This window comes from Natrialba aegyptia DSM 13077 (genome assembly GCF_000337535.1).
Classification (GTDB): Archaea; Halobacteriota; Halobacteria; order Halobacteriales; family Natrialbaceae; genus Natrialba; species Natrialba aegyptia.
Genome location: NZ_AOIP01000033.1, coordinates 43,171 through 60,089 on the forward strand (window position 1 = coordinate 43,171; position 16,919 = coordinate 60,089).

At 63.3% G+C, this 16,919-nt stretch carries 29 protein-coding genes and 1 tRNA gene; 7 read left to right on the forward strand and 23 right to left on the reverse strand.

Annotated features, from left to right (window positions below):
- Positions 1–2 precede the first annotated feature (2 nt).
- The 23 genes from C480_RS15900 to C480_RS16010 are packed head-to-tail and all read right to left on the reverse strand — an operon-like array spanning position 3 to position 12,667.
- Positions 3–470 carry a 50S ribosomal protein L30 gene (locus C480_RS15900; protein ID WP_006666641.1) on the reverse strand — a complete coding sequence of 156 codons (468 nt, stop codon included), beginning with the start codon at positions 468–470 and terminating at the stop codon, positions 3–5.
- A complete protein-coding gene (locus tag C480_RS15905; protein WP_006666642.1) occupies positions 470–1,129 on the reverse strand; it encodes a 30S ribosomal protein S5 in 660 nt (219 codons plus the stop codon). The genes C480_RS15900 and C480_RS15905 overlap by 1 nt, the downstream gene beginning before the upstream one ends.
- The gene (locus C480_RS15910) at positions 1,126–1,674 is read right to left on the reverse strand and encodes a 50S ribosomal protein L18 (RefSeq protein ID WP_006108944.1); all 549 of its coding nucleotides are present in this window, start codon (positions 1,672–1,674) and stop codon (positions 1,126–1,128) included. The genes C480_RS15905 and C480_RS15910 overlap by 4 nt, the downstream gene beginning before the upstream one ends.
- Positions 1,674–2,123 carry a 50S ribosomal protein L19e gene (locus tag C480_RS15915; RefSeq protein ID WP_006666643.1) on the reverse strand — a complete coding sequence of 150 codons (450 nt, stop codon included), beginning with the start codon at positions 2,121–2,123 and terminating at the stop codon, positions 1,674–1,676. The genes C480_RS15910 and C480_RS15915 overlap by 1 nt, the downstream gene beginning before the upstream one ends.
- Positions 2,116–2,829, reverse strand: a complete 714-nt coding sequence (locus C480_RS15920) for a 50S ribosomal protein L32e (RefSeq protein ID WP_006666644.1) — start codon at positions 2,827–2,829, stop codon at positions 2,116–2,118. Before C480_RS15920 ends, C480_RS15915 begins: the two co-directional genes overlap by 8 nt.
- Before the next feature lie 3 nt (positions 2,830–2,832).
- Positions 2,833–3,372, reverse strand: coding sequence for a 50S ribosomal protein L6 (locus tag C480_RS15925; RefSeq protein WP_006666645.1), 540 nt, complete (start codon positions 3,370–3,372; stop codon positions 2,833–2,835).
- Between the two features lie 2 nt (positions 3,373–3,374).
- The gene (locus tag C480_RS15930) at positions 3,375–3,767 is read right to left on the reverse strand and encodes a 30S ribosomal protein S8 (RefSeq protein ID WP_006108948.1); all 393 of its coding nucleotides are present in this window, start codon (positions 3,765–3,767) and stop codon (positions 3,375–3,377) included.
- 1 nt (position 3,768) lies between these two features.
- Entirely contained in the window at positions 3,769–3,981 is a 213-nt protein-coding gene (locus C480_RS15935) for a 30S ribosomal protein S14 (RefSeq protein WP_006108949.1), read from the reverse strand.
- Positions 3,974–4,519, reverse strand: a complete 546-nt coding sequence (locus C480_RS15940) for a 50S ribosomal protein L5 (RefSeq protein WP_006666646.1) — start codon at positions 4,517–4,519, stop codon at positions 3,974–3,976. Before C480_RS15940 ends, C480_RS15935 begins: the two co-directional genes overlap by 8 nt.
- Positions 4,516–5,262, reverse strand: a complete 747-nt coding sequence (locus C480_RS15945; RefSeq protein WP_006666647.1) for a 30S ribosomal protein S4e — start codon at positions 5,260–5,262, stop codon at positions 4,516–4,518. Before C480_RS15945 ends, C480_RS15940 begins: the two co-directional genes overlap by 4 nt.
- Positions 5,259–5,627 (reverse strand): 50S ribosomal protein L24, encoded by a 369-nt coding sequence (rplX, locus tag C480_RS15950; protein ID WP_006108952.1) that lies wholly within the window; start codon positions 5,625–5,627, stop codon positions 5,259–5,261. Before rplX ends, C480_RS15945 begins: the two co-directional genes overlap by 4 nt.
- Positions 5,628–5,631: 4 nt before the next feature.
- Complete coding sequence (locus tag C480_RS15955; protein WP_006666648.1) at positions 5,632–6,030, reverse strand: 50S ribosomal protein L14; 399 nt, start codon at positions 6,028–6,030, stop codon at positions 5,632–5,634.
- Positions 6,030–6,479, reverse strand: a complete 450-nt coding sequence (locus tag C480_RS15960; protein ID WP_006666649.1) for a 30S ribosomal protein S17 — start codon at positions 6,477–6,479, stop codon at positions 6,030–6,032. Before C480_RS15960 ends, C480_RS15955 begins: the two co-directional genes overlap by 1 nt.
- Positions 6,470–6,874 carry a ribonuclease P protein component 1 gene (locus tag C480_RS15965; RefSeq protein WP_006666650.1) on the reverse strand — a complete coding sequence of 135 codons (405 nt, stop codon included), beginning with the start codon at positions 6,872–6,874 and terminating at the stop codon, positions 6,470–6,472. The genes C480_RS15960 and C480_RS15965 overlap by 10 nt, the downstream gene beginning before the upstream one ends.
- A 12-nt stretch (positions 6,875–6,886) precedes the next feature.
- On the reverse strand, positions 6,887–7,099 hold the full coding sequence (gene rpmC / locus C480_RS15970; RefSeq protein WP_006666651.1) for a 50S ribosomal protein L29: 213 nt from the start codon (positions 7,097–7,099) through the stop codon (positions 6,887–6,889).
- On the reverse strand, positions 7,099–8,085 hold the full coding sequence (locus C480_RS15975; RefSeq protein ID WP_006666652.1) for a 30S ribosomal protein S3: 987 nt from the start codon (positions 8,083–8,085) through the stop codon (positions 7,099–7,101). The genes rpmC and C480_RS15975 overlap by 1 nt, the downstream gene beginning before the upstream one ends.
- The gene (locus C480_RS15980; RefSeq protein ID WP_006666653.1) at positions 8,085–8,579 is read right to left on the reverse strand and encodes a 50S ribosomal protein L22; all 495 of its coding nucleotides are present in this window, start codon (positions 8,577–8,579) and stop codon (positions 8,085–8,087) included. Before C480_RS15980 ends, C480_RS15975 begins: the two co-directional genes overlap by 1 nt.
- A gap of 7 nt (positions 8,580–8,586) precedes the next feature.
- Positions 8,587–9,012, reverse strand: coding sequence for a 30S ribosomal protein S19 (locus C480_RS15985; protein WP_006666654.1), 426 nt, complete (start codon positions 9,010–9,012; stop codon positions 8,587–8,589).
- Positions 9,009–9,731: a 50S ribosomal protein L2 gene (locus C480_RS15990; RefSeq protein ID WP_006108960.1), complete on the reverse strand. Its 723-nt coding sequence runs from the start codon at positions 9,729–9,731 to the stop codon at positions 9,009–9,011. The genes C480_RS15985 and C480_RS15990 overlap by 4 nt, the downstream gene beginning before the upstream one ends.
- A gap of 2 nt (positions 9,732–9,733) precedes the next feature.
- Positions 9,734–9,988, reverse strand: a complete 255-nt coding sequence (locus C480_RS15995) for a 50S ribosomal protein L23 (RefSeq protein ID WP_006108961.1) — start codon at positions 9,986–9,988, stop codon at positions 9,734–9,736.
- Complete coding sequence (rpl4p, locus tag C480_RS16000) at positions 9,985–10,737, reverse strand: 50S ribosomal protein L4 (RefSeq protein ID WP_006666655.1); 753 nt, start codon at positions 10,735–10,737, stop codon at positions 9,985–9,987. The genes C480_RS15995 and rpl4p overlap by 4 nt, the downstream gene beginning before the upstream one ends.
- Before the next feature lie 3 nt (positions 10,738–10,740).
- On the reverse strand, positions 10,741–11,763 hold the full coding sequence (locus C480_RS16005) for a 50S ribosomal protein L3 (protein WP_006666656.1): 1,023 nt from the start codon (positions 11,761–11,763) through the stop codon (positions 10,741–10,743).
- A 4-nt stretch (positions 11,764–11,767) separates the two neighbouring features.
- Entirely contained in the window at positions 11,768–12,667 is a 900-nt protein-coding gene (locus tag C480_RS16010; RefSeq protein WP_006666657.1) for a putative RNA uridine N3 methyltransferase, read from the reverse strand.
- Between the two features lie 301 nt (positions 12,668–12,968).
- On the opposite strand from C480_RS16010, the gene C480_RS16015 reads away from it, so the two are divergent.
- The 7 genes from C480_RS16015 (at position 12,969) to C480_RS16045 (ending at position 16,869) form a co-directional block, all read left to right on the forward strand.
- A tRNA-Gly gene (locus tag C480_RS16015) sits at positions 12,969–13,039 on the forward strand.
- 398 nt (positions 13,040–13,437) lie between these two features.
- Positions 13,438–13,815, forward strand: a complete 378-nt coding sequence (locus tag C480_RS16020) for a HalOD1 output domain-containing protein (protein WP_006666658.1) — start codon at positions 13,438–13,440, stop codon at positions 13,813–13,815.
- 84 nt (positions 13,816–13,899) lie between these two features.
- Positions 13,900–14,211, forward strand: a complete 312-nt coding sequence (locus tag C480_RS16025; protein WP_049903803.1) for an MTH1187 family thiamine-binding protein — start codon at positions 13,900–13,902, stop codon at positions 14,209–14,211.
- A gap of 70 nt (positions 14,212–14,281) precedes the next feature.
- Positions 14,282–14,497, forward strand: coding sequence for a heavy-metal-associated domain-containing protein (locus C480_RS16030; protein WP_006666660.1), 216 nt, complete (start codon positions 14,282–14,284; stop codon positions 14,495–14,497).
- Positions 14,498–14,611: 114 nt separating this feature from the next.
- Entirely contained in the window at positions 14,612–15,544 is a 933-nt protein-coding gene (mch, locus tag C480_RS16035; protein ID WP_006666661.1) for a methenyltetrahydromethanopterin cyclohydrolase, read from the forward strand.
- Positions 15,545–15,583: 39 nt separating this feature from the next.
- Entirely contained in the window at positions 15,584–16,138 is a 555-nt protein-coding gene (locus C480_RS16040; RefSeq protein ID WP_006666662.1) for a hypothetical protein, read from the forward strand.
- Positions 16,139–16,188: 50 nt separating this feature from the next.
- Positions 16,189–16,869 carry an HAD family hydrolase gene (locus C480_RS16045; RefSeq protein WP_006666663.1) on the forward strand — a complete coding sequence of 227 codons (681 nt, stop codon included), beginning with the start codon at positions 16,189–16,191 and terminating at the stop codon, positions 16,867–16,869.
- Positions 16,870–16,919: the final 50 nt, after the last annotated feature.

Below are 16,919 nucleotides of genomic sequence, written 5' to 3' on the forward strand. Positions count from 1 at the left end.
TGTTATCGCATCGATTCTAACAGGACGTTAATGTCCTCGGTTGTATGTTTTCCGAGTTGGCCGCCCTCCGCGGTTGGCTTTTTGATCCCATTGTGACCGCCACGTGGCGGGTGCAGTCGCAGCGTCGGCGACAGTCCCTCCTCGCGAAGCGTCGTTTCCTCGTCGAGTAGCGCCTCGGCGAGTGCAGCGAAGTCGCTGAACTCGGTGTTCTCGCTGAGCCACTCCTCGTCGACGTCGGACTGGCGGCCCTCGAGCGGTTCCGCTCGCTTTGCGAGCACCGTTTCGAGCACGTCAGCGTCGGGTTCCCCGTGGGCGACGTAGTCGTTAACCTTCGTGATCATGCCACGGTAGGTGTCGGTTTCGGGGATGAGTGCGCAGTGGTTGACGCCGTGAATGTTGAGCATTTCCAGGGTGTCCTGGACGGTCTGCTGGCGATTCACTTCGCCACGGACCTGAACGACTGCCTTCATCACTCGGTCACCTCCGCTTCGTCACGGGTGGTCTCGCGTGCCCGCGGGTGTCGCGACTGCGAGGCGTTCTCGAGAGCGTTGAACGTCGCTTTCGCGAGGTTGACGGTCGTTCGCGTGTTGCCGTGGCTCTTGGTCCAGGCGTTTTCGATGCCGGCCAGTTCGAGGACGGCACGGACCGTGTCACTCGCGGCGAGCCCGAGTCCTTCGGGGGCCGGAATGACCTCGACCTCGACGGAGCCGGCTTTGCCGGTCGTCTGTCGGGTCAGCGAGTGTGGACGGTCCGAGCGGTCCTCCCACGAACCGGAGCCGCGCGGGACCTTGATGATGTTCAGTTTCGCGATACCGATTGCCTTCTGGATAGCAGACCCGACCTGGTCGTCTCGACCTTCCGCATAGCCGATGTAGCCGTCGCGGTTGCCGACGGCGACGACACAACGGAACTTCACGCGTCGCCCGGAGTCGGTCATGCGCTGGACCATGTTGATGTCAAGCACTTCGTCGTCCAGCCCGGGGAGGAGCTGGTCGACGAGTTCGGGTTCCTTGAGCGGGAGTCCCGAGTTGAGGGCGGCCTCCATCGTATCGATGTCGCCCTCCTGGACCTTCCGGCCGAGACGGGTAACGGGTTCCCATCCGTTGTCGTTGTAGTTGTTTCCACTCATTCGAGAATCGCCTCTCGTACCTCGTCGAAGTGTTCTGGGAGTTCGGTTGCGTCGAAGTCACCGCTGTACAGCGGCTCGTCTAACTGTTCGGCGTACTCGGCGATGTGTTCGCCGCGAGTACGCGACCAGTCCGCGAGCACGCTGTCGTTGTGCGGGATTTCGAGGCCGGCGTCGATTGCGCCCTCCTGCACTGCGAACACCTTGTTTCCGGGCGTTGCTGTGTTGAGGCCGATGTCGAGGACTGCCTCCTCAATGTCGGCTTCGACTGCCCGTTTGCCGGCCAGCAGGCCGGTCAGGTAGGCTGCAGAGATGTTACTCGTGGGCGCGTCCCAACCGTACTCCTCGAGATCGCTCGAGTGTGCACTTGCGAGCGTCTCGTCCCCCTGAGGTCCGGGAACGATCAGCTGCGCCGTAGTGTGCTTGTTACTCTTGCGAGCAACGAGGCGGGGCTTGCCCGATTTCAGCAGGCGCAACCTCTGATGGTAATCCGTCCGGACCTCACGGCGACGCCGCATTGGCACTTTATATCGTGGTCCTGTCGCCATTATTGGTCACCGTAGTTCTCGTCGATGTAGTTCAACAGGTACCGGACGCTACGGAACTCGCCACCGCCAGCCTTCTTGTAGAGCTCGCGGTACTGCGTGGGCGTCAGTTCGCCCTTGTCGCGGAGTTCACGCAGCTTCCGTCGCTGTGCGCGAATCTGGTTTTGCCACTCTTCTTTCTCGTTCTGGCGTGCACCTTTCTTGCCGCGGCGCTTGCCCGGGCCCTTCTGGTGGCCGTAGGCACGCTTTTCGTTCCGTTCGCGTGCACGACCTCGGGAATTCCCTTTGGCGTCGTCAGCCTGAATGCGGCCTTCGTCGACGAGTTCACGGATTTCGTCGCGGGTGATGGCCTCGGCGATGTCGGCCTGGGCTTCGGGGTCGAGCCAGACACGATTCTTGCCCACGTCTAAGACGTCGGCAGCGAGTCGTTTCTGTGCGGAAAGATCAGTCATTGGATTCCACCTCGACCTCTTCGTAGGTTGGGTTCAGGACGCGAACGCCCTCGTCTTCGGCGACCTCCTCGATGCGTTCGCGCTTGCGTGCGCCAACGGCGGAGGCAATACGGACCGCTTCCGTGTCGCCGTCGACACCCTCGAGGTCGTCGACGTTCTCGACGTAGACCTCTTCGAAGCCGCTCGGGTGTTTCCCCCGAACGTCGGTGGGCGTGCGGTAGCCGGCTTCGACTTTCGGGCCTTTGCCCTTGATGCCCTTGCGCTGCTTCGAGAGCTGACCGCGCGGGCGTCGCCAGGACTCCGGCGTTCGCTTTTTCATGTGGTAGTCCTGCCGGTTGAACTGCGGCTTGCCTTCGCTCTTGCGACGGTTGAGAAGGCGCTGTTCATCGTCGGAGAGGTCCGGCGTCTTCTCGGTTAGACCGCGGGCCTGCAGTTCGGTTTCGACGTCTTCGGCAGGTTCCGCTTCGTCCTCGGCACTTTCGTCTTCGATCTCGGCCTCGGTCTCCTCGGAGACCTCGAGATCGCCGACGTCGGCCTTGATACGCGCTGCGAGCGCGTTGCCGACGCCGTCGGCTTCGGCCAGGTCGTCCTGGTCGGCTTCCTTGACGTCCGCGATGGACTCGAAGCCGGCCTCGCGAAGGGCGTCTGCCTTGCTCGCACCGACGCCACTGATGTCTTCGAGTTCCTGTGGTTGTTCGTCTGCCATCTATCAGGCACCTCCGGTTTCGGTGGCGGGTTTTTCGGTGATGTAGACCCCGTCCTGGAAGACGCGGGTGTCCTTGCCGCTGACCTTCGTCAGCTGCTCGATGTCCGCCGCCGTCTGGCCGACATCTTCCTTGTCGGGGCCAGTGAGGACGATTCGTTCGTCGTCGACGGAGACGGTGGTCTCACCGTGGATAGTCGTACGTCGCGCTGCCTTCTCGCCGAGGAAGTTCTCGATGACGACCTCCTCGCCCTCCGCGCGGACCTGCATCGGGAAGTGAGAGTAGAAGACTTCCATCTTGTACTCCCAGCCCTCGGTCACGCCGTGGAAAGCGTTCGAAACGTGGCTCTCGAAGGTGCCGACGGTCGCGTTCGTCTTTGCGTCCTCGGCCTCGCTCTCGATGACCACGGTGTCATCCTCCACGTCGACGGTCACGTCGGGGTACCAGAGACGCCGGGAAACGGTGCCTTCCGGTCCATCGACGGTCACATCGAGGTGGTCGATCTCGACGGTTACGTTGTCAGGGATGTCCAGTTCGACTCGCATGGTTAGTAGACGTATGCGATCACCTGGCCACCGATCCCCTTCTCACGAGCCTCGTAATGGCTCATGATGCCGTCACTCGTCGTGACGACCAGCGCACCGAAGTCTCGAGCCGGGAGGAATCGCTTCTCCCACTTCTCGAAGTCCTCGGAACCGACGCTGTAGCGGGGCTTGACGGGGCCACACTCGTTGATCGCTCCTTTCAATTCGACCTCGAACTGACCGGCCTTGCCGTCGTCGACGAACTCGAAGCCGTCGATGTACCCGCGGTCGTAGAAGACCTCGAGCACGCTGCCGATCTCGTTCGAGGCGGGTGTTACCTCGTGGGTGAGATGCCCCACGCTCTCGGCGTTATCGAGTCCCGAGAGCGCGTTGCTGAGTGGATCGTTTCCAGTCATATTATCGATACTTCTTGAATCCCATGTCGCGGGCGATCTCACGGAAGCACTGCCGACAGAGATTGATGTCGTACTTGCCGACTAACCCCTGCTTGCGGCCACAGCGCTGGCACTCTTCGATCTGGCCAGTGCGTTTTGCCGCGTGCTCGCCTGTACGCTCGCTTGCGACGTCTTCGTCCGGTTCTGGTTCCGGTTCCTGTTCGCTTTCACTCATCGTCTTCCTCCTCCGCGGAGACGGTTACGTCGAAGTTCGCCTCGAGGTACGCGATGGCGTCCTCGGGGGTGAGTCGGTGATTCGACGGGATCGGCCGCGTCGCCTTATCCCGCTTGGTCACGCGGTAGCCCGGACGAACCAGGTTGACGGTCACGTCCAGCCCGTAGATGCCGACGTTCGGGTCGTACTCCTGGCTCGGGAATTCGGTGTGCTCCTCGACCCCGAAGCTGAAGTTACCCGTATCGTCGAACTGCGTCGCCGACAGCTCCGCAAGCGGCAGCGACTTCTCGAGGAACTCGTAGGCGTCGTCGCCACGAAGGGTAACCTTCGTACCGATCGGATCACCCTGTCGAATCCCAAAGTCGGGTTCGGTCCGCTTTGCCTGCGTGCGGACGCTCTCCTGTTCGGTAACTTCCTCGATGATGTCCTCCGCTCGACCGAGTTCGCGACCACCCTGTCCGACGCCCATGTGGACGACGACCTTCTCGACGGTGGGTTCGCGCATCTCGTGGAACTCGCTGGTCTCAGCGTCGCTCATTCGTCATCACCGCCATCAGACGCGGCCTGACGTTCCTCGGACTCCGCGTCGGAGTCCTCACCCGTGAAGTTCTCGTCGATGACGACGACGTACTCCTCGACGGTCTCGAACGCACCGTCGTCCGTCGAGACGGTAACGGTGTTCGAGCCGCTTCCGGGCGTGACGTCGATCGATTCGACCTCGCCGATCTTGCCACCGTGGTTGCCACGGATAGCCGTCACGAGCGCGCCCTCCTCGTAGGGGAAGTGGGCCACGATCGACTTGTCTTCGTTATCGACGACGACCGAGTCCTTCGCACTGAACTCGTCATCGACGAGGACGGTCGTCCCGTCGTGCAGCGTCAGCTGCGTGTCGCCGCCCGGAACCTGCTGTTTCCCGTCGATTTTGCCGAGTCGGCTATCCGCCGACTCCTCGTCGATTTCGGTAAGGGCGAGACGGCCACCCTCGTCGGGGAAGACGCGGTAGAACTCGCCACGACCGGGGAACGCGAGAATGTCGAAGATTCCGATCGGTCGCTGCTCGTCGTTGATCGGTTCGCCGTTGACGATGATCGAGTCCTCCGACAGGGCGTACCGCGCTTCCTTCGCCGAGTCCACGTAGCCGAGCACGTCCCGCAGGAGGACGACGAGGGGAACACCCTCCTCGCCATGCGGACCCGCGTCAGCCTTGACCGTGAAGACCTCGGTCTTGCGCTCGACCGGCCAGGACTTCGGTACTGACAGTCGCTTCTGGTGTTTCGTCATTCACTATCACCTTCTGTATCGCCTTCGAGGCGTGCCTCGCGACGCTCGTCCTCCAGATCGAGTTCAGTGATACGAACGTTCGATGGGTCGAGCGGGCGCGGAACTTCCTCGCCGTCTGCCGTCTCGACCGTCACGTCCTCGACGTGGATGACGCCGTCTTCGAGGATCGCACGGATGACTTCGCCTTCGTCGCCGGCGTAGTCGCCGCGCATGACCTCGACGGTGTCGCCCGCGTTGACGCGGGTGCGACGGGTGTCATACTCCTCGCGGAGGTCCTCGGAGAGCGTCGCGTGAAGCTGCTTCTGTCGCTTGTGCAGCGGTGCACGCTCGGTCTGCGTTCGCTGTTTGTGTGGTTGCTTGCTCATGGTTCTATACGATCATCGTCGCGGTGGACGCGATTGCTCCGAAGCGCTCTGCGACCTCGCGGGCGATCGGTCCCTTGATCTCCGTCCCGCGGGGCTCTTCGTTCTCGTCGATGATGACCGCCGCGTTGTCCTCGAACTTCAGCCGCGTGCCGTCCGGTCGGCGGATCGACTTCCGCTGGCGGACGATGACGGCCTCGAGAACCTGGCGGCGCATCTCGGGAGTCCCCTTCGTGACGGAGACGGTTACCTTGTCACCGAGACCCGCCTTCGGCTGGCGGTTCTTGGTGCCGTGGTAGCCCGAGACGCTAATGACTTTGAGTTCGCGTGCGCCGGAGTTGTCGGCACACGTGACCAGCGAGCCCTTCTTCAGGCCTTGCGTGACGTCGGCTTTGAGCGCCTCCATCACTGCTCACCCTCGGTTGCCTCGGGTTCTGCGCCCTGCGTGACATCGCCGCTCGAGAGTTCCCGATCGGGCTCTGCCTGGCGGGTCAACTCGGCGATATCCGCCGCAGTCGCTTCTTCGGTTACTTCGACAACCACGTGCGATTTGGTCTTCGACAGTGGTCGGGTCTCTGCGATCTTGACCGTGTCACCGACCGAGAGCGGCTCGAGCACGCCCGGCACGTGTGCCGGAATGCGCGAGCGACGTTTCATAGAGCGGTCGTATTTCGGAACCGCTACGTCGTACTCTCGTTCGACGACTACGGTCTTGTCCATGTCCGTCGAAACGACGGTCCCCTCGAGGATCTGTCCTCGAACGGAGAGTTCGCCGTAGAACGGACACTTCTCGTAGTCGTATTCCTCCGGGTTTTCTGGTTCCGGAGGGGTTTCAACGTCTAGTCCTATTGCCATGGTGAGTCACCATTCGTTTCCGTGCGTCGGGCGGGTCGTGAGAGCAGTCGCGATCCATCGACCGTAACGTAGGCCACATCCTCGCCAGCGCCGTCTGGTGTCTCCGATTGCTCGACTCCACCAGGTTGAGTGTCGGCCAGTTTGGACGCGGTCCCCGACTCCTTCGCGGGGTCGGCGGCGTCATCTGTGATCGTGAACTCGAACACCGAGCCCGATTTTGGCACCATGACGACCCGAGACTCCCCGTCGTCTCGAACCTCGATCGAGAGCGTATTGGTCGTCTCGATGACGACGCGGCCCTCGAGGCCGACCCGTTCGGCGTCGTCACTCTCGACGATGCGGACGGGCAGTCCGTTGAGTTCGTGTCGTGGGAGTGTCTCGGGTGTCAGTGCCATCGTTGTAATCGATTACTCCTCGTCCAGGTCGCCTTCCTCACGCTGGATCGTCTTGATCCGCGCAATCGTGCGACTGAGTTCACCGATGCGGCCCGGATTCTCCGGGGCACCACCGGCGGCGAGAACTGACTTCTGGTTCAGCAGTTCCGTCTCGAGTTCATCGAGTTCTTCCGCGCGTTCGGCGGGCGTCATGTCGCGGATCTCTTTGACGTGGAGGATTGCCATCAGGCGTCACCTCCCTCGTCTTCGTCTTCGTCCGCGTCGGCTTCCATCTCCTCGACGAGTTCTTCGGCTTCGGCCTCGACGTCTTCTTCGAGTTCATCGAGGTCATCATCGTCCTCGGTGTCGTCGGTGTCAGTGTCATCGTCGGCGTCAGCGTCCGTCTCGGACTCGTCTTCAGCTTCGACTTCCGCTTCGATAACTTCCTCGACGACTTCTTCGTCGAGTTCGGCGTCGTCGTCGGCTGCGGTTTCGAGCGTCTCGTCGGCTCCCGCTTCGACGCCGGAGTCAGCGGCCTCGGCATCCGCGGGCTCTTCGGGTTCGCCTTCGAGAAGTTCCTCGACGCCGTCGGCCTCGTTGGCCTCGACGGCCTCGGGGACGAGTTCTTCCGGATCGACGTCCTCGTGGATCTCGAAGTCGTCGGGGAGTTCGGCGTTCGGCGGGATGATCTTGACCGTGACGCCGATCGTCCCGAGCTTCATGACGGCGACACCCTGGCCTTCGTCGACGATTTCGGCGGCGGGTTCGCCGTTGTGCTTGATGTAGCCACGGTTGAACTTCTCCACGCGCGAGCGTGCACCCGTGACCTTCCCGGAGAGGACGATCTCGGCACCGAGTGCGCCGGCTTCCATGATCCGGTCGATCGTCGTGTGACCGGCCTTGCGGAAGTACCACCCGCGCTCTAGGGCGTTGGCGAGGCGATCCGCGACGATGCGTGCGTTCAGATCGGGTTCGTCGACCTCCTGCACGTCGATCTGCGGGTCCTCGAGGTCGAAGCGCTCTTCGAGCGCCGTCGTGACCTTCCGGATGTTCTCGCCGCCCTTGCCGATGACCATCCCGGGCTTTTCGGCCTTGAGGACGATTTGGGTTCCCATCGGCGTCTTGGCGACGTCCATGCCACCGTAGCCCGCGCGGCCGAGTTCTTCCTGGAAGAACTCGTCTATTTGGGACCGCTGCAGGCCGTTTTCGATGAACTGTTGCTCGTCAGCCATTAGTTGTTACCCTCCGAGTCCTCGGTTCCTGTCTCCTCGTCGACTTCTTCGACGACGATCTCGACGTCGACCTGCGGCGTATTCCACGACGAGGCACGCCCCATCGCGCGGGGCTTGCGACCGACCGATTCGCCGACCTTGTGGGCGGCGACGTGGACGATCTCCATCGACTCGCCGTCGAAACCCTGATGGTCCGCGTTCGCCGTGACGTTCTCGAGCAGGTCGAGGAACTCCCCGGAAACCTTCTCGGGGTACTTGCCGGCGTCCCAGCCGTCGACGTCGGAGCGGTGACCCGCACCGGCGTTGTGGGACTTAAACGGAACCGACTGTTCTTCGTCGATTACGTCCTGGAGATACGCCTGGGCATCCGCGACGGTTCGGCCCTTGATCTCGCGAGCGACCTCCTTGCTGTGCTTGTGGCTCATGTGACGCTCCCGAAGCATCGCTTTCGCGGTGGAGTCGGGATCCGCGTCGACTGAGTAGTTGATTCCCATGCGTGGATCACTTCAGTGGGACGAACTTCGACGAGCGAGTCGCACCGATCCCCGCCTGTCCGTGCTCGACGGATGTTCGGGTCAGTTGGAACTCGCCGAGATAGTGTCCGATCATCTCGGGCTCGACGCGAACGCGCTCGAAGGACTGTCCGTTGTAGACTTCGAAGGTCAGCCCGACGAACTCCGGCAGCACCGGCATGTCGCGCAGGTGCGTTCGGATCGGCGCGTTCGCCGTCTCCTGCTCGTCTTTCTCGCGGGCTTCCTCGAGGAGCTTCTGCTTCTCGACGGAGAGTCCGCGTTCGATACTTCGCCGCTTCCGTGCGGGCAGCAGTTCGGCAACCTCGTCGAGCTCCAGATCCTGCAGCTCCTCGAGCGTGTGGCCACGGTAGGTGAACTCCTCACCCTCACGGCCGGTTCGGTACTCCTGACTCATTTGTTTCCACCTCGACCAGTGCGGCGCGAGGAAATGTCACCGACCTTCCGTCCCGGCGGGGCATCCCGCGAGACGGACTTCGGTTTGCCGGGGTGCTGGCGACCGCCACCACCGAACGGGTGGTCGACGGCGTTCATCGCCACACCGCGGACACGAGGCCACTTCGTGCCCCGCGCTTTCATCTTGTGGTACTTGTTCCCTGCCTTGACCATCGGCTTTTCCGTGCGACCGCCACCGGCGACGACGCCGATGGTGGCGCGACACTGCGGATCGAGGCGCTTGACCTCGCCGCTTGGGAGTTGGACGACCGCCGCGTTGCGGTCGTGGGTGATCAGGTCCGCGTTGGTCCCCGAGGCGCGAGCGAACTTGCCGCCGTCGCCCTGATTCGCCTCGACGTTACAGACCGGCACGCCCTCCGGAATCTCCGCGAGCGGAAGCGTGTTTCCGGGCTTGATCTCGGCCGAGACACCGACCTGCAACTCCTCGCCGACCCCGATACCCTCGGGGGCGAGGACGAGCCGCTGGTCGCCGTCTTCGAACTCGACGGCAGCGACGGGTGCCGAACGGGCCGGGTCGTGTTCGATATCCACGACCGTCCCGCGGATCACGTCGTCGTCTTCTTCCTTCTTGTGCTCGAGCTTTGCCTTGTACCGGTGTGACGGGGCGCGGAACGTGGGCGTCCCGCGTCCACGTCGCTGTCCAAGAATTCGTCGTCCCATCCTCAGAACACCCCGATTCGCGAGGCAACTTCCTGTGCGTCGTTGTCCTCGGACAGTTTGACGGTTGCTTTCTTCTTGCCCTTCATCGTTACCTGCGTGTTGATGTCAGTGACCGAGACCTCGAAGCGCTCTTCGACCTCGTCGCGAATCTCGGGTTTGGCAGCGTCCGGGTTGACGACGAACTGGAGCTTGTTCTCGAAGTCCATGTCGTTCATCGCCTTCTCCGTCACGAGCGGGTGCTCGATAACCGAGCTCATCGGTCTGCCACCTCCTCGAGTGCACTTTCGGTCCAAACGGTCAGTCGACCCGGCTGTGCGCCGGGTGCGAGATCTTCCGCGTTGACCTCCGCAGCCGTCGCGACATCGGCACCGGCGAGGTTTCGAGCCGCTCGCGACGGCCCCGTCTCGCTCGACGTAACGAAGAGGATCGACGTCGGCGTTTTGTACTTGCGCCCACGGGTCTTCCCGCGACCCGATCGAACGTTTCGACCCTCGTCCGCACGCTGGATGTCCTCGGCGAGGCCCGCTGCCTCGAGGAACTCGACGACTTCCTTCGTCTTCTGGAGGTCTTCGAACTCGTCGGTGACGACGACCGGAATCTCGGCGTCGTCATCGAACGCGTGCCCGCGCTCGGCGACGAGTTCAGCGTCGGTCGTCGCAGCGATGGCGCTGCGGACGGCCAGTTTCTTTGCTTTCGTGTTGATCGATTCGGACTGGTCCTTCTCGGCTTTCGGCGGGTGGGCCTTGCGTCCCTTGACAGTCTGGGGAACGCGGCGACCGCGTCCGTCCTGTTTGGGGACGTGGGCCATCCCGCGGCCGCTACCGAACGATTCGGCCGGCGTCCGCATGCCGGCGAACTCGTCGGCACCGTAGTCCTGTTTGCGGTTTGCCTGGGCGACGTTGACGGCGCGGGCGATCAGGTCCGGGCGGTACTGCGTCTCGAAGACCGCCGGGAGGTCGACCGATCCCGCGTCGGAGCCGTCCAGGTTGCGTACTGTTGCGTCCATGTGTTATCCCTGGTTAGATGCGGTGGAGACGTAGCGCACCTCTGGGTCGAGGCGCGGCTGGTCTCCGGGTCGGATCGCCGGGCGGAAGCGCACGAGGCGCTTTTCCGGTCCGGGGAGCGAGCCCTTGATCAGCACGTGCGGTCCGTCGACTTCACCGTAGTTGATGAAGCCGCCGTCGACCGTCGCGTCTGCGCCGTCGCCGATGTCGACGAGGCGCTTGTTCAGTTCCGTCCGCTGGTGGTAGCCGGTCTGTCCCTGCTGTGGGACCGTCGACCGGACGCGGGACGGATTCCAGGGACCGAGGTTCCCGATGCGGCGGCGCCAGCCCTGCCGGGCGTGCTTGCCCTTGCGTTTCTGGACGCCCCACCGCTTGACGGGACCCTGTGTCCCCTTTCCTTTCGTGACGCCGCTTGCGTCGACGTACTCGCCGGCGCGGAACACGTCGTTCATGACGTGTTCGCCGCCGCCGTCCTCGAGCAGTTCGAGGGCGTAGTCGACGCGGTCCTCGACGGAACCGCCGCCGACGCGCGTCTCCATCACGTCCGGTTTCTTCTTCGGCATCGAGGGAATGTCCCCCGGAACCGTGTGCGTGATGACGCGAACGTCGTCGACGCGTCCTTCCTCGAGGAAGCCGCGGAGTTCATCCGCGGCAGCGTCAGTGTCGTAGTCGTCACCGGGAAGGTCCAGCACGCGATCGAGTTCGGGAACGAACTCGTCGGTCCAGACCTCGGTGAGCGGCTTCTTTCCGTACGGCGTGTCTTCGTACGCACGCAGAGCAACGGCGCGCATTGGCGGCGTCTCCACGATCGTGACGGGAACGGTCTCTTCCATTCCCTCGGTCGGCGAGTTCGCTTTGTCGTCGACCATTACGACGTGGGTCATGCCGGCCTTGTAGCCCGCGAAGCCCTGGAGCGTTGGCTGTCCGTCGTCGTCCGGCCACGAATTAAAGCGTGGGACCTCGCTGGTCGCCCGCTTTCGTGGGCCGAACCCGAGTGAGCCTTTGCGTGGTGCGTTTGATTGTGGCATTCTATCACTCTCTGAGTGAGAGGGGAGCGAGCGTCGCGAACAGAGCCTCCTCCGTTCGCACGACATCGCTTCCCTGGTACGGAACCGTGTTCAGCCAGAGGTCGAACCCTCGTCCTGGATCGACATCGCCAGATGTGGGTTCGACTCCGTCAGCGTCGTCTGACCGCGGCGGCCAGGACGACAACGTGTCGACGGCGTCCTCGGATTCGAACTCGAGGATGTCCGGCAGCCCTCTCTCGGGCGCGCCGAAGGCGACGGTCATCCCGTCGCGCTCGACGCGTCCGGCCAGCGTTCCGAGCCGCCCGACGGTAAGTTCGGTACCGTATCGGGAGGCGGCGATTCGAACGCCGGCGTCCTCACGGCTGAGTGCTGCCTGTAGGTCCGTCCGCTCGACGGAGAGCCCCGGAAGGGGGTCGTCGACGAGCTTTGCCCGGACCGGTCGTCGCGAAGAGATCCTGATAGTCACGCGCTCGCCCTCGTCGACCGCCATTTTCGGCGGCACGTTGAGGGAGATCGGGTGTTGCAAGCCGCAATTGACCCGCACGCGTTGATCAGGTCCGACCTCGGTCACGATCCCTTGTCTTAACGACCCCGAACCGGTAGATTCGGAGCCGGTCTGTGACATGGCGCGGAGCGGCGGCAAGACGCCCGCATACTCCAGTTCGTTGCGCATCCCCCAGACCTCGTTGCGGAGGTATGGTGGTGTTGCGGCGTATCGCAAGACGGTGCTTACGAACCCGCCGTCGAATCGCCCCGTTTCGCCATCCCGGTCGGGATAGACGACGAGGCGGTCAGCACGGAAGACCGTCGCCGCGCGGGCGACGTATCCGAGTTTGCGAGTGGCCTCGCGTTTGTCCTCGGCCTCCCGAGTGAGCGACGACGGCACGAGTACGCTGACGGTCATGCCGTGACGCTTCGGCGCCGCGTCACTAGACTGTAGCGATGTGTTGCGGACAAGGTCTTAAAAGAATAGCGGATTCGATCCTGGCTGTGAACGCCTCACACCCAGTAATTCGTGCCGAACGGGCACACAGTCGTTTGGAGTGATCCGTTCGTCCGTCAGCGGCCGAACGAAGCAAGTATTGCTGCATCGAATGCGGTGTACAAGAGCACGGACACAGATTCCGACATGGGCAGACATAGCGAAGACAAAACGATTCGCAACCCTTATACATCCCTCCGACAGTAGGTGTAAGTGCAGCAGGGCGCTGGTAGTGTAGTGGTATCACGTGACCTTGCCATGGTCACAACCTGGGTTCAAATCCCAGCCAGCGCACTTTTGTCGCGAACAAATTCGTGAGCGACTGAAATCGTATCTGGATTTGAATCAGACCAGTCGCGCACAGCGAAGCGAGCACGTCTGGGCGTGGTTCAAATCCCAGCCAGCGCACTCCTATCACGACCGAACTCGTGAACGACGGGATCGGATCTGTACTGCTATGGTGATCACTGTTGATATGCACCGCGTAGCGCATACTCACCGCCCGTACCAGTAGTATAGAGCGTGAGTACGCGCCGAATTCGGGGTAACTCGTCGCTTGTTGGTCCGCCGAGTTCACGGACGGACAACTGGTTAGTGCGGGAGTTCATCACAAGCGACAACAGATACCACGACCGAGTGAGTTTTATGCTGGAACGGGATATGGAGGTGTAGACGACCGCATCACGTCTCCTATGCAAACGGACTGTTCACCCGCAGATGACGCGGCTGACCGCCAGTACGACCAATCGAACGACCGCTACGTTTTCCACCACGATACCGAGAGCAGCGCGCTGGTGACGACGACGATCGTCCACGCGCTGGCATCGGTCACGGATATCGACGTTTCTCAGGGCGAGTTCTCCCTGTACGATAGCGTCGATCCGGACGCCCTCAATCGGCTGTTCCGATCGACGGCAGACGGTTCCGAACGCAGCGGTGGCCACGTCGCCTTCACGGCGCTAGAACATACTGTCTACGTGTACGCGAACGGGGACGTGATCATCTATCCGCCGGCAGAATCAGGACCCGGTGTGGACCGGCCCCACCTCCCTCACGCCCAGCAACAGTAGGCGTCGGCGGGCTGTCGCGTAACCGACGCCGGGCTGAAAGTCGAAGGGGACGGGTTTACCACCGATGAAGTCCTCGAACCCGGTATGACGGTGATTGCACTCTTGAGTGTCGCCCCCGTAATCGAGGGAAGTATGGCAAGCGAAGTCGCAGCGGCCGTCGACGAACTCGAGAACTACGACGTCAAGTACGAAACGAATCCGATGGGCACCGTGATCGAGGCCGAAAGCACGGACGAACTGTTCGCGGCCGCACAGGCCGCCCACGACGCGGTCGACGGCGATCGAGTCAGTACGGTTCTCAAGATCGATGATAAGCGCACGCGCGAGACGAGCGCAGCGACGAAAGTCGAGTCAGTTGCGGACGAACTCGGCCGAGAGCCGACGAGCCAGCGCTGACCGCTACCGGCCGAGGCGATCGCCGACCGCTGAGCGGAACACTGAACCGCTCGACGCAACTACACCGCCCATGGCGCAGACCCAGACCACACTCGAGGTGACCGGCATGTCCTGTAACGGCTGTGAAGCGACCGTCATCGAGGCCGTCGAGGCGCTCGACGGCGTCGCCTCCGCGACGGCGAATCACGAAGCCGACGAAGTCCGCGTCGAACACGACGGTGCAACCGTCGACGAGGCGGCGCTCGCCGAGACGATCGAAAACGCCGGCTACGAGCCGGCGGCCTAACCGCTAGCAGCGACCCGCGCCGAACGCTACGTTCGGCGTGCTCGACCCCTGTGTCAGACGCAGGTCAGACTGAATCTGGCAAACTGTTTTACGGCGGAGCCTGAAGCGTAGCCTATGGAAAGTCTCAATCGCATGGCGATCGAGCTCGTCGACGAGGCCCTCGACTACGCCGAGGAGTTGAACGTCGGCGGCTACGACCTCGAAAACGAGGCGACCGTCCTCGACTTCGGCGTCGAGTTCGACGGCGGCATCGAAGCTGGACTGTTGCTGACCGAAATCCAAACCGCCGGGCTCGCGACGCCGAGCTACGAACTCGGCGATCTCGACGGGGCATCGCTTCCCTACGTCGAACTCTCGACCGACCAGCCCGCACTCTCTTTGCTTTGCTCCCAGAAAGCCGGCTGGGAACTCGTCACCGAGGACTTCGAGGGACTCGGAAGCGGTCCCGCCAGGGCGCTCGTCGCCGAGGAAGAAGAGTTCAGGCGCGTCGGGTACACGGACGCGTTCGATCTGACGGCGCTGGCCGTCGAGACGGAGGCCATCCCGACCGAGAGCGCGGCCGCACAGGTTGCCGACCTCGCGGAGGTCGAGCCGAGTAGCGTCTTCCTGCTGGCTTACCGGACGGCGAGTCTCGCCGGAAGCATTACGAACGCCGCGCGAGCGGCGGAACTCGCGACGTTCCGCCTCGCCGAACTGGGCTACGACCTGCGCGATATCGTCTCGGCGACGGGCCGGGCACCGGTCGCGCCGGTCGCCGCAGACGAACAGACGGCGATCGCGCGGACGAACGATGCGATCGCCTACGGCGGCACGGCTCACCTCACGGTTCGCGAGGACGCGGACATCTTCGACGCGGTACCGTCGGTGGCCGCCGAGGACCACGGCCGCCCGTTCGGCGACATCTTCGACGAACTCGACTGGGACTTCGAGGAGGTTCCGTCGGATCTGTTCGCGCCCGCGTCGGTCACGATCGACGTGCTCGGCGGGCCGACGTACGTCCACGGCGAGACGGACGAGGAGCTAGTCGCACGGTCGTTCGACCTGTAACGACACCCGTAACTGCACCCCGTAATCGCCACACAGTACATGTCCCTTACCTTCAAGCCGGTTCCGGAGCCACCCGCCGATTTTGACACCCTCGCCGCCGTTCGGAACGCGGTTCCGGCGACGAAGGCCGCCGCCGCGGAGACCGCCGACTGCTGCGTCCGAGTTCTCGAGCGAACCGGGAGGGGCGCGGACGGAACCGAACTGATCCGGGACCGTGACGACGCCGCAACCTGGCTGACCTTCCTCCGCGCACTCGAACTCGCGACCGACGGCGAGGATGGCTATCGGCGGACGGATCGTGAACTCGAGCGGGAAGCGGTACGGACTGCATTTCGCAAGCGAGTCTACGGCGTGGGGTCGATACTCGAGGCGCTGGACGCCGCTGCAGAACCGCTTTCTGCTACAGCCGTCGCCGACCGAGTGCAGTCTCAGCATCAGCCCCAGTCCCGGTCCCAGTCCCAGTCGTCGTCCCGACGGCGAGTGCAACCGGACCGAGTCGAGCGGGTACTCGAGTGGGCCGTCCTGCTCGGACTCGCCGAGCGCCATGAGCGGGAGAACGAGATCAGGTATCGAGCAATCGCTACGTCATCGTAGTCCGTAACCGAAACGGTCGTTTTATTGGCTCGTGCTCCCGTTTTGCGGCCGTGACTGAGACGATCGAGACCGTCTGTTTCGACCTCGACGATACCCTGTGTACCTACAGTCGTGGCGGTGACGAGGTCCTCGCAGCCGCGTTCGACCGCGCCGGCGTCTCACAGTGCTGGGATATCGACGCGTACTACGACCGCTACCGCGACTATCTCGAGGACAGCACGGATATTCGTGACCTTCGACGGCGGTGTTTTGGCGACCTGACCGTCGCCGCGGGCGAAGACCGCTCGATCGGCGAGGCGGTCGCGGACGCCTTCGCCGAGGTTCGAGCGCAGGAAAGCGTCGAGCCACTCCCGGGGGCACGGCGGGTCGTCGACCAACTCGGCGAGGAGTACCGACTCGGACTCATCACGAACGGGCCGCCGGGAATGCAGCAGACGAAACTCGAGGCGATCGGCCTCGCGGACCGATTCGAGACGGTCGTCTGCGCCGGCTACGACGCGGCGGCGAAGCCCTCGGCAGAACCGTTCGATCTCGCGCTGGAGCGACTCGAGTCGACGCCGGACCGGGCGGTCTACGTCGGGAACTCGCTGGCGTCGGACGTCGCGGGTGCCAGCGCGGCCGGCCTCCGGTCGGTGTGGATTCCCGCGACGGATTCGGTCCCCGAGCAACCGACTCCCGCGCCCGAGCACACGCTGGAGTCGCTCGAGGAACTGGTGACGCCGCCCTGGTGATGGTGATAGTGATGGTTCGCACGTGCTGGCGCGTCTGTAAGTGTGCGTAG

What these genes read in the sequence shown, in the direction of transcription:
- C480_RS15900 (WP_006666641.1), bottom strand. Translation starts at nt 470, where the DNA reads ATGAAGGCAGTCGTTCAGGTCCGTGGCGAAGTGAATCGCCAGCAGACC.
- C480_RS15905 (WP_006666642.1), bottom strand. Translation starts at nt 1,129, where the DNA reads ATGAGTGGAAACAACTACAACGACAACGGATGGGAACCCGTTACCCGT.
- C480_RS15910 (WP_006108944.1), bottom strand. Translation starts at nt 1,674, where the DNA reads ATGGCGACAGGACCACGATATAAAGTGCCAATGCGGCGTCGCCGTGAG.
- C480_RS15915 (WP_006666643.1), bottom strand. Translation starts at nt 2,123, where the DNA reads ATGACTGATCTTTCCGCACAGAAACGACTCGCTGCCGACGTCTTAGAC.
- C480_RS15920 (WP_006666644.1), bottom strand. Translation starts at nt 2,829, where the DNA reads ATGGCAGACGAACAACCACAGGAACTCGAAGACATCAGTGGCGTCGGT.
- C480_RS15925 (WP_006666645.1), bottom strand. Translation starts at nt 3,372, where the DNA reads ATGCGAGTCGAACTGGACATCCCTGACAACGTAACCGTCGAGATCGAC.
- C480_RS15930 (WP_006108948.1), bottom strand. Translation starts at nt 3,767, where the DNA reads ATGACTGGAAACGATCCACTCAGCAACGCGCTCTCGGGACTCGATAAC.
- C480_RS15935 (WP_006108949.1), bottom strand. Translation starts at nt 3,981, where the DNA reads ATGAGTGAAAGCGAACAGGAACCGGAACCAGAACCGGACGAAGACGTC.
- C480_RS15940 (WP_006666646.1), bottom strand. Translation starts at nt 4,519, where the DNA reads ATGAGCGACGCTGAGACCAGCGAGTTCCACGAGATGCGCGAACCCACC.
- C480_RS15945 (WP_006666647.1), bottom strand. Translation starts at nt 5,262, where the DNA reads ATGACGAAACACCAGAAGCGACTGTCAGTACCGAAGTCCTGGCCGGTC.
- rplX (WP_006108952.1), bottom strand. Translation starts at nt 5,627, where the DNA reads ATGAGCAAGCAACCACACAAACAGCGAACGCAGACCGAGCGTGCACCG.
- C480_RS15955 (WP_006666648.1), bottom strand. Translation starts at nt 6,030, where the DNA reads ATGGAGGCGCTCAAAGCCGACGTCACGCAAGGCCTGAAGAAGGGCTCG.
- C480_RS15960 (WP_006666649.1), bottom strand. Translation starts at nt 6,479, where the DNA reads ATGGCAATAGGACTAGACGTTGAAACCCCTCCGGAACCAGAAAACCCG.
- C480_RS15965 (WP_006666650.1), bottom strand. Translation starts at nt 6,874, where the DNA reads ATGGCACTGACACCCGAGACACTCCCACGACACGAACTCAACGGACTG.
- rpmC (WP_006666651.1), bottom strand. Translation starts at nt 7,099, where the DNA reads ATGGCAATCCTCCACGTCAAAGAGATCCGCGACATGACGCCCGCCGAA.
- C480_RS15975 (WP_006666652.1), bottom strand. Translation starts at nt 8,085, where the DNA reads ATGGCTGACGAGCAACAGTTCATCGAAAACGGCCTGCAGCGGTCCCAA.
- C480_RS15980 (WP_006666653.1), bottom strand. Translation starts at nt 8,579, where the DNA reads ATGGGAATCAACTACTCAGTCGACGCGGATCCCGACTCCACCGCGAAA.
- C480_RS15985 (WP_006666654.1), bottom strand. Translation starts at nt 9,012, where the DNA reads ATGAGTCAGGAGTACCGAACCGGCCGTGAGGGTGAGGAGTTCACCTAC.
- C480_RS15990 (WP_006108960.1), bottom strand. Translation starts at nt 9,731, where the DNA reads ATGGGACGACGAATTCTTGGACAGCGACGTGGACGCGGGACGCCCACG.
- C480_RS15995 (WP_006108961.1), bottom strand. Translation starts at nt 9,988, where the DNA reads ATGAGCTCGGTTATCGAGCACCCGCTCGTGACGGAGAAGGCGATGAAC.
- rpl4p (WP_006666655.1), bottom strand. Translation starts at nt 10,737, where the DNA reads ATGGACGCAACAGTACGCAACCTGGACGGCTCCGACGCGGGATCGGTC.
- C480_RS16005 (WP_006666656.1), bottom strand. Translation starts at nt 11,763, where the DNA reads ATGCCACAATCAAACGCACCACGCAAAGGCTCACTCGGGTTCGGCCCA.
- C480_RS16010 (WP_006666657.1), bottom strand. Translation starts at nt 12,667, where the DNA reads ATGACCGTCAGCGTACTCGTGCCGTCGTCGCTCACTCGGGAGGCCGAG.
- C480_RS16020 (WP_006666658.1), top strand. Translation starts at nt 13,438, where the DNA reads ATGCAAACGGACTGTTCACCCGCAGATGACGCGGCTGACCGCCAGTAC.
- C480_RS16025 (WP_049903803.1), top strand. Translation starts at nt 13,900, where the DNA reads ATGACGGTGATTGCACTCTTGAGTGTCGCCCCCGTAATCGAGGGAAGT.
- C480_RS16030 (WP_006666660.1), top strand. Translation starts at nt 14,282, where the DNA reads ATGGCGCAGACCCAGACCACACTCGAGGTGACCGGCATGTCCTGTAAC.
- mch (WP_006666661.1), top strand. Translation starts at nt 14,612, where the DNA reads ATGGAAAGTCTCAATCGCATGGCGATCGAGCTCGTCGACGAGGCCCTC.
- C480_RS16040 (WP_006666662.1), top strand. Translation starts at nt 15,584, where the DNA reads ATGTCCCTTACCTTCAAGCCGGTTCCGGAGCCACCCGCCGATTTTGAC.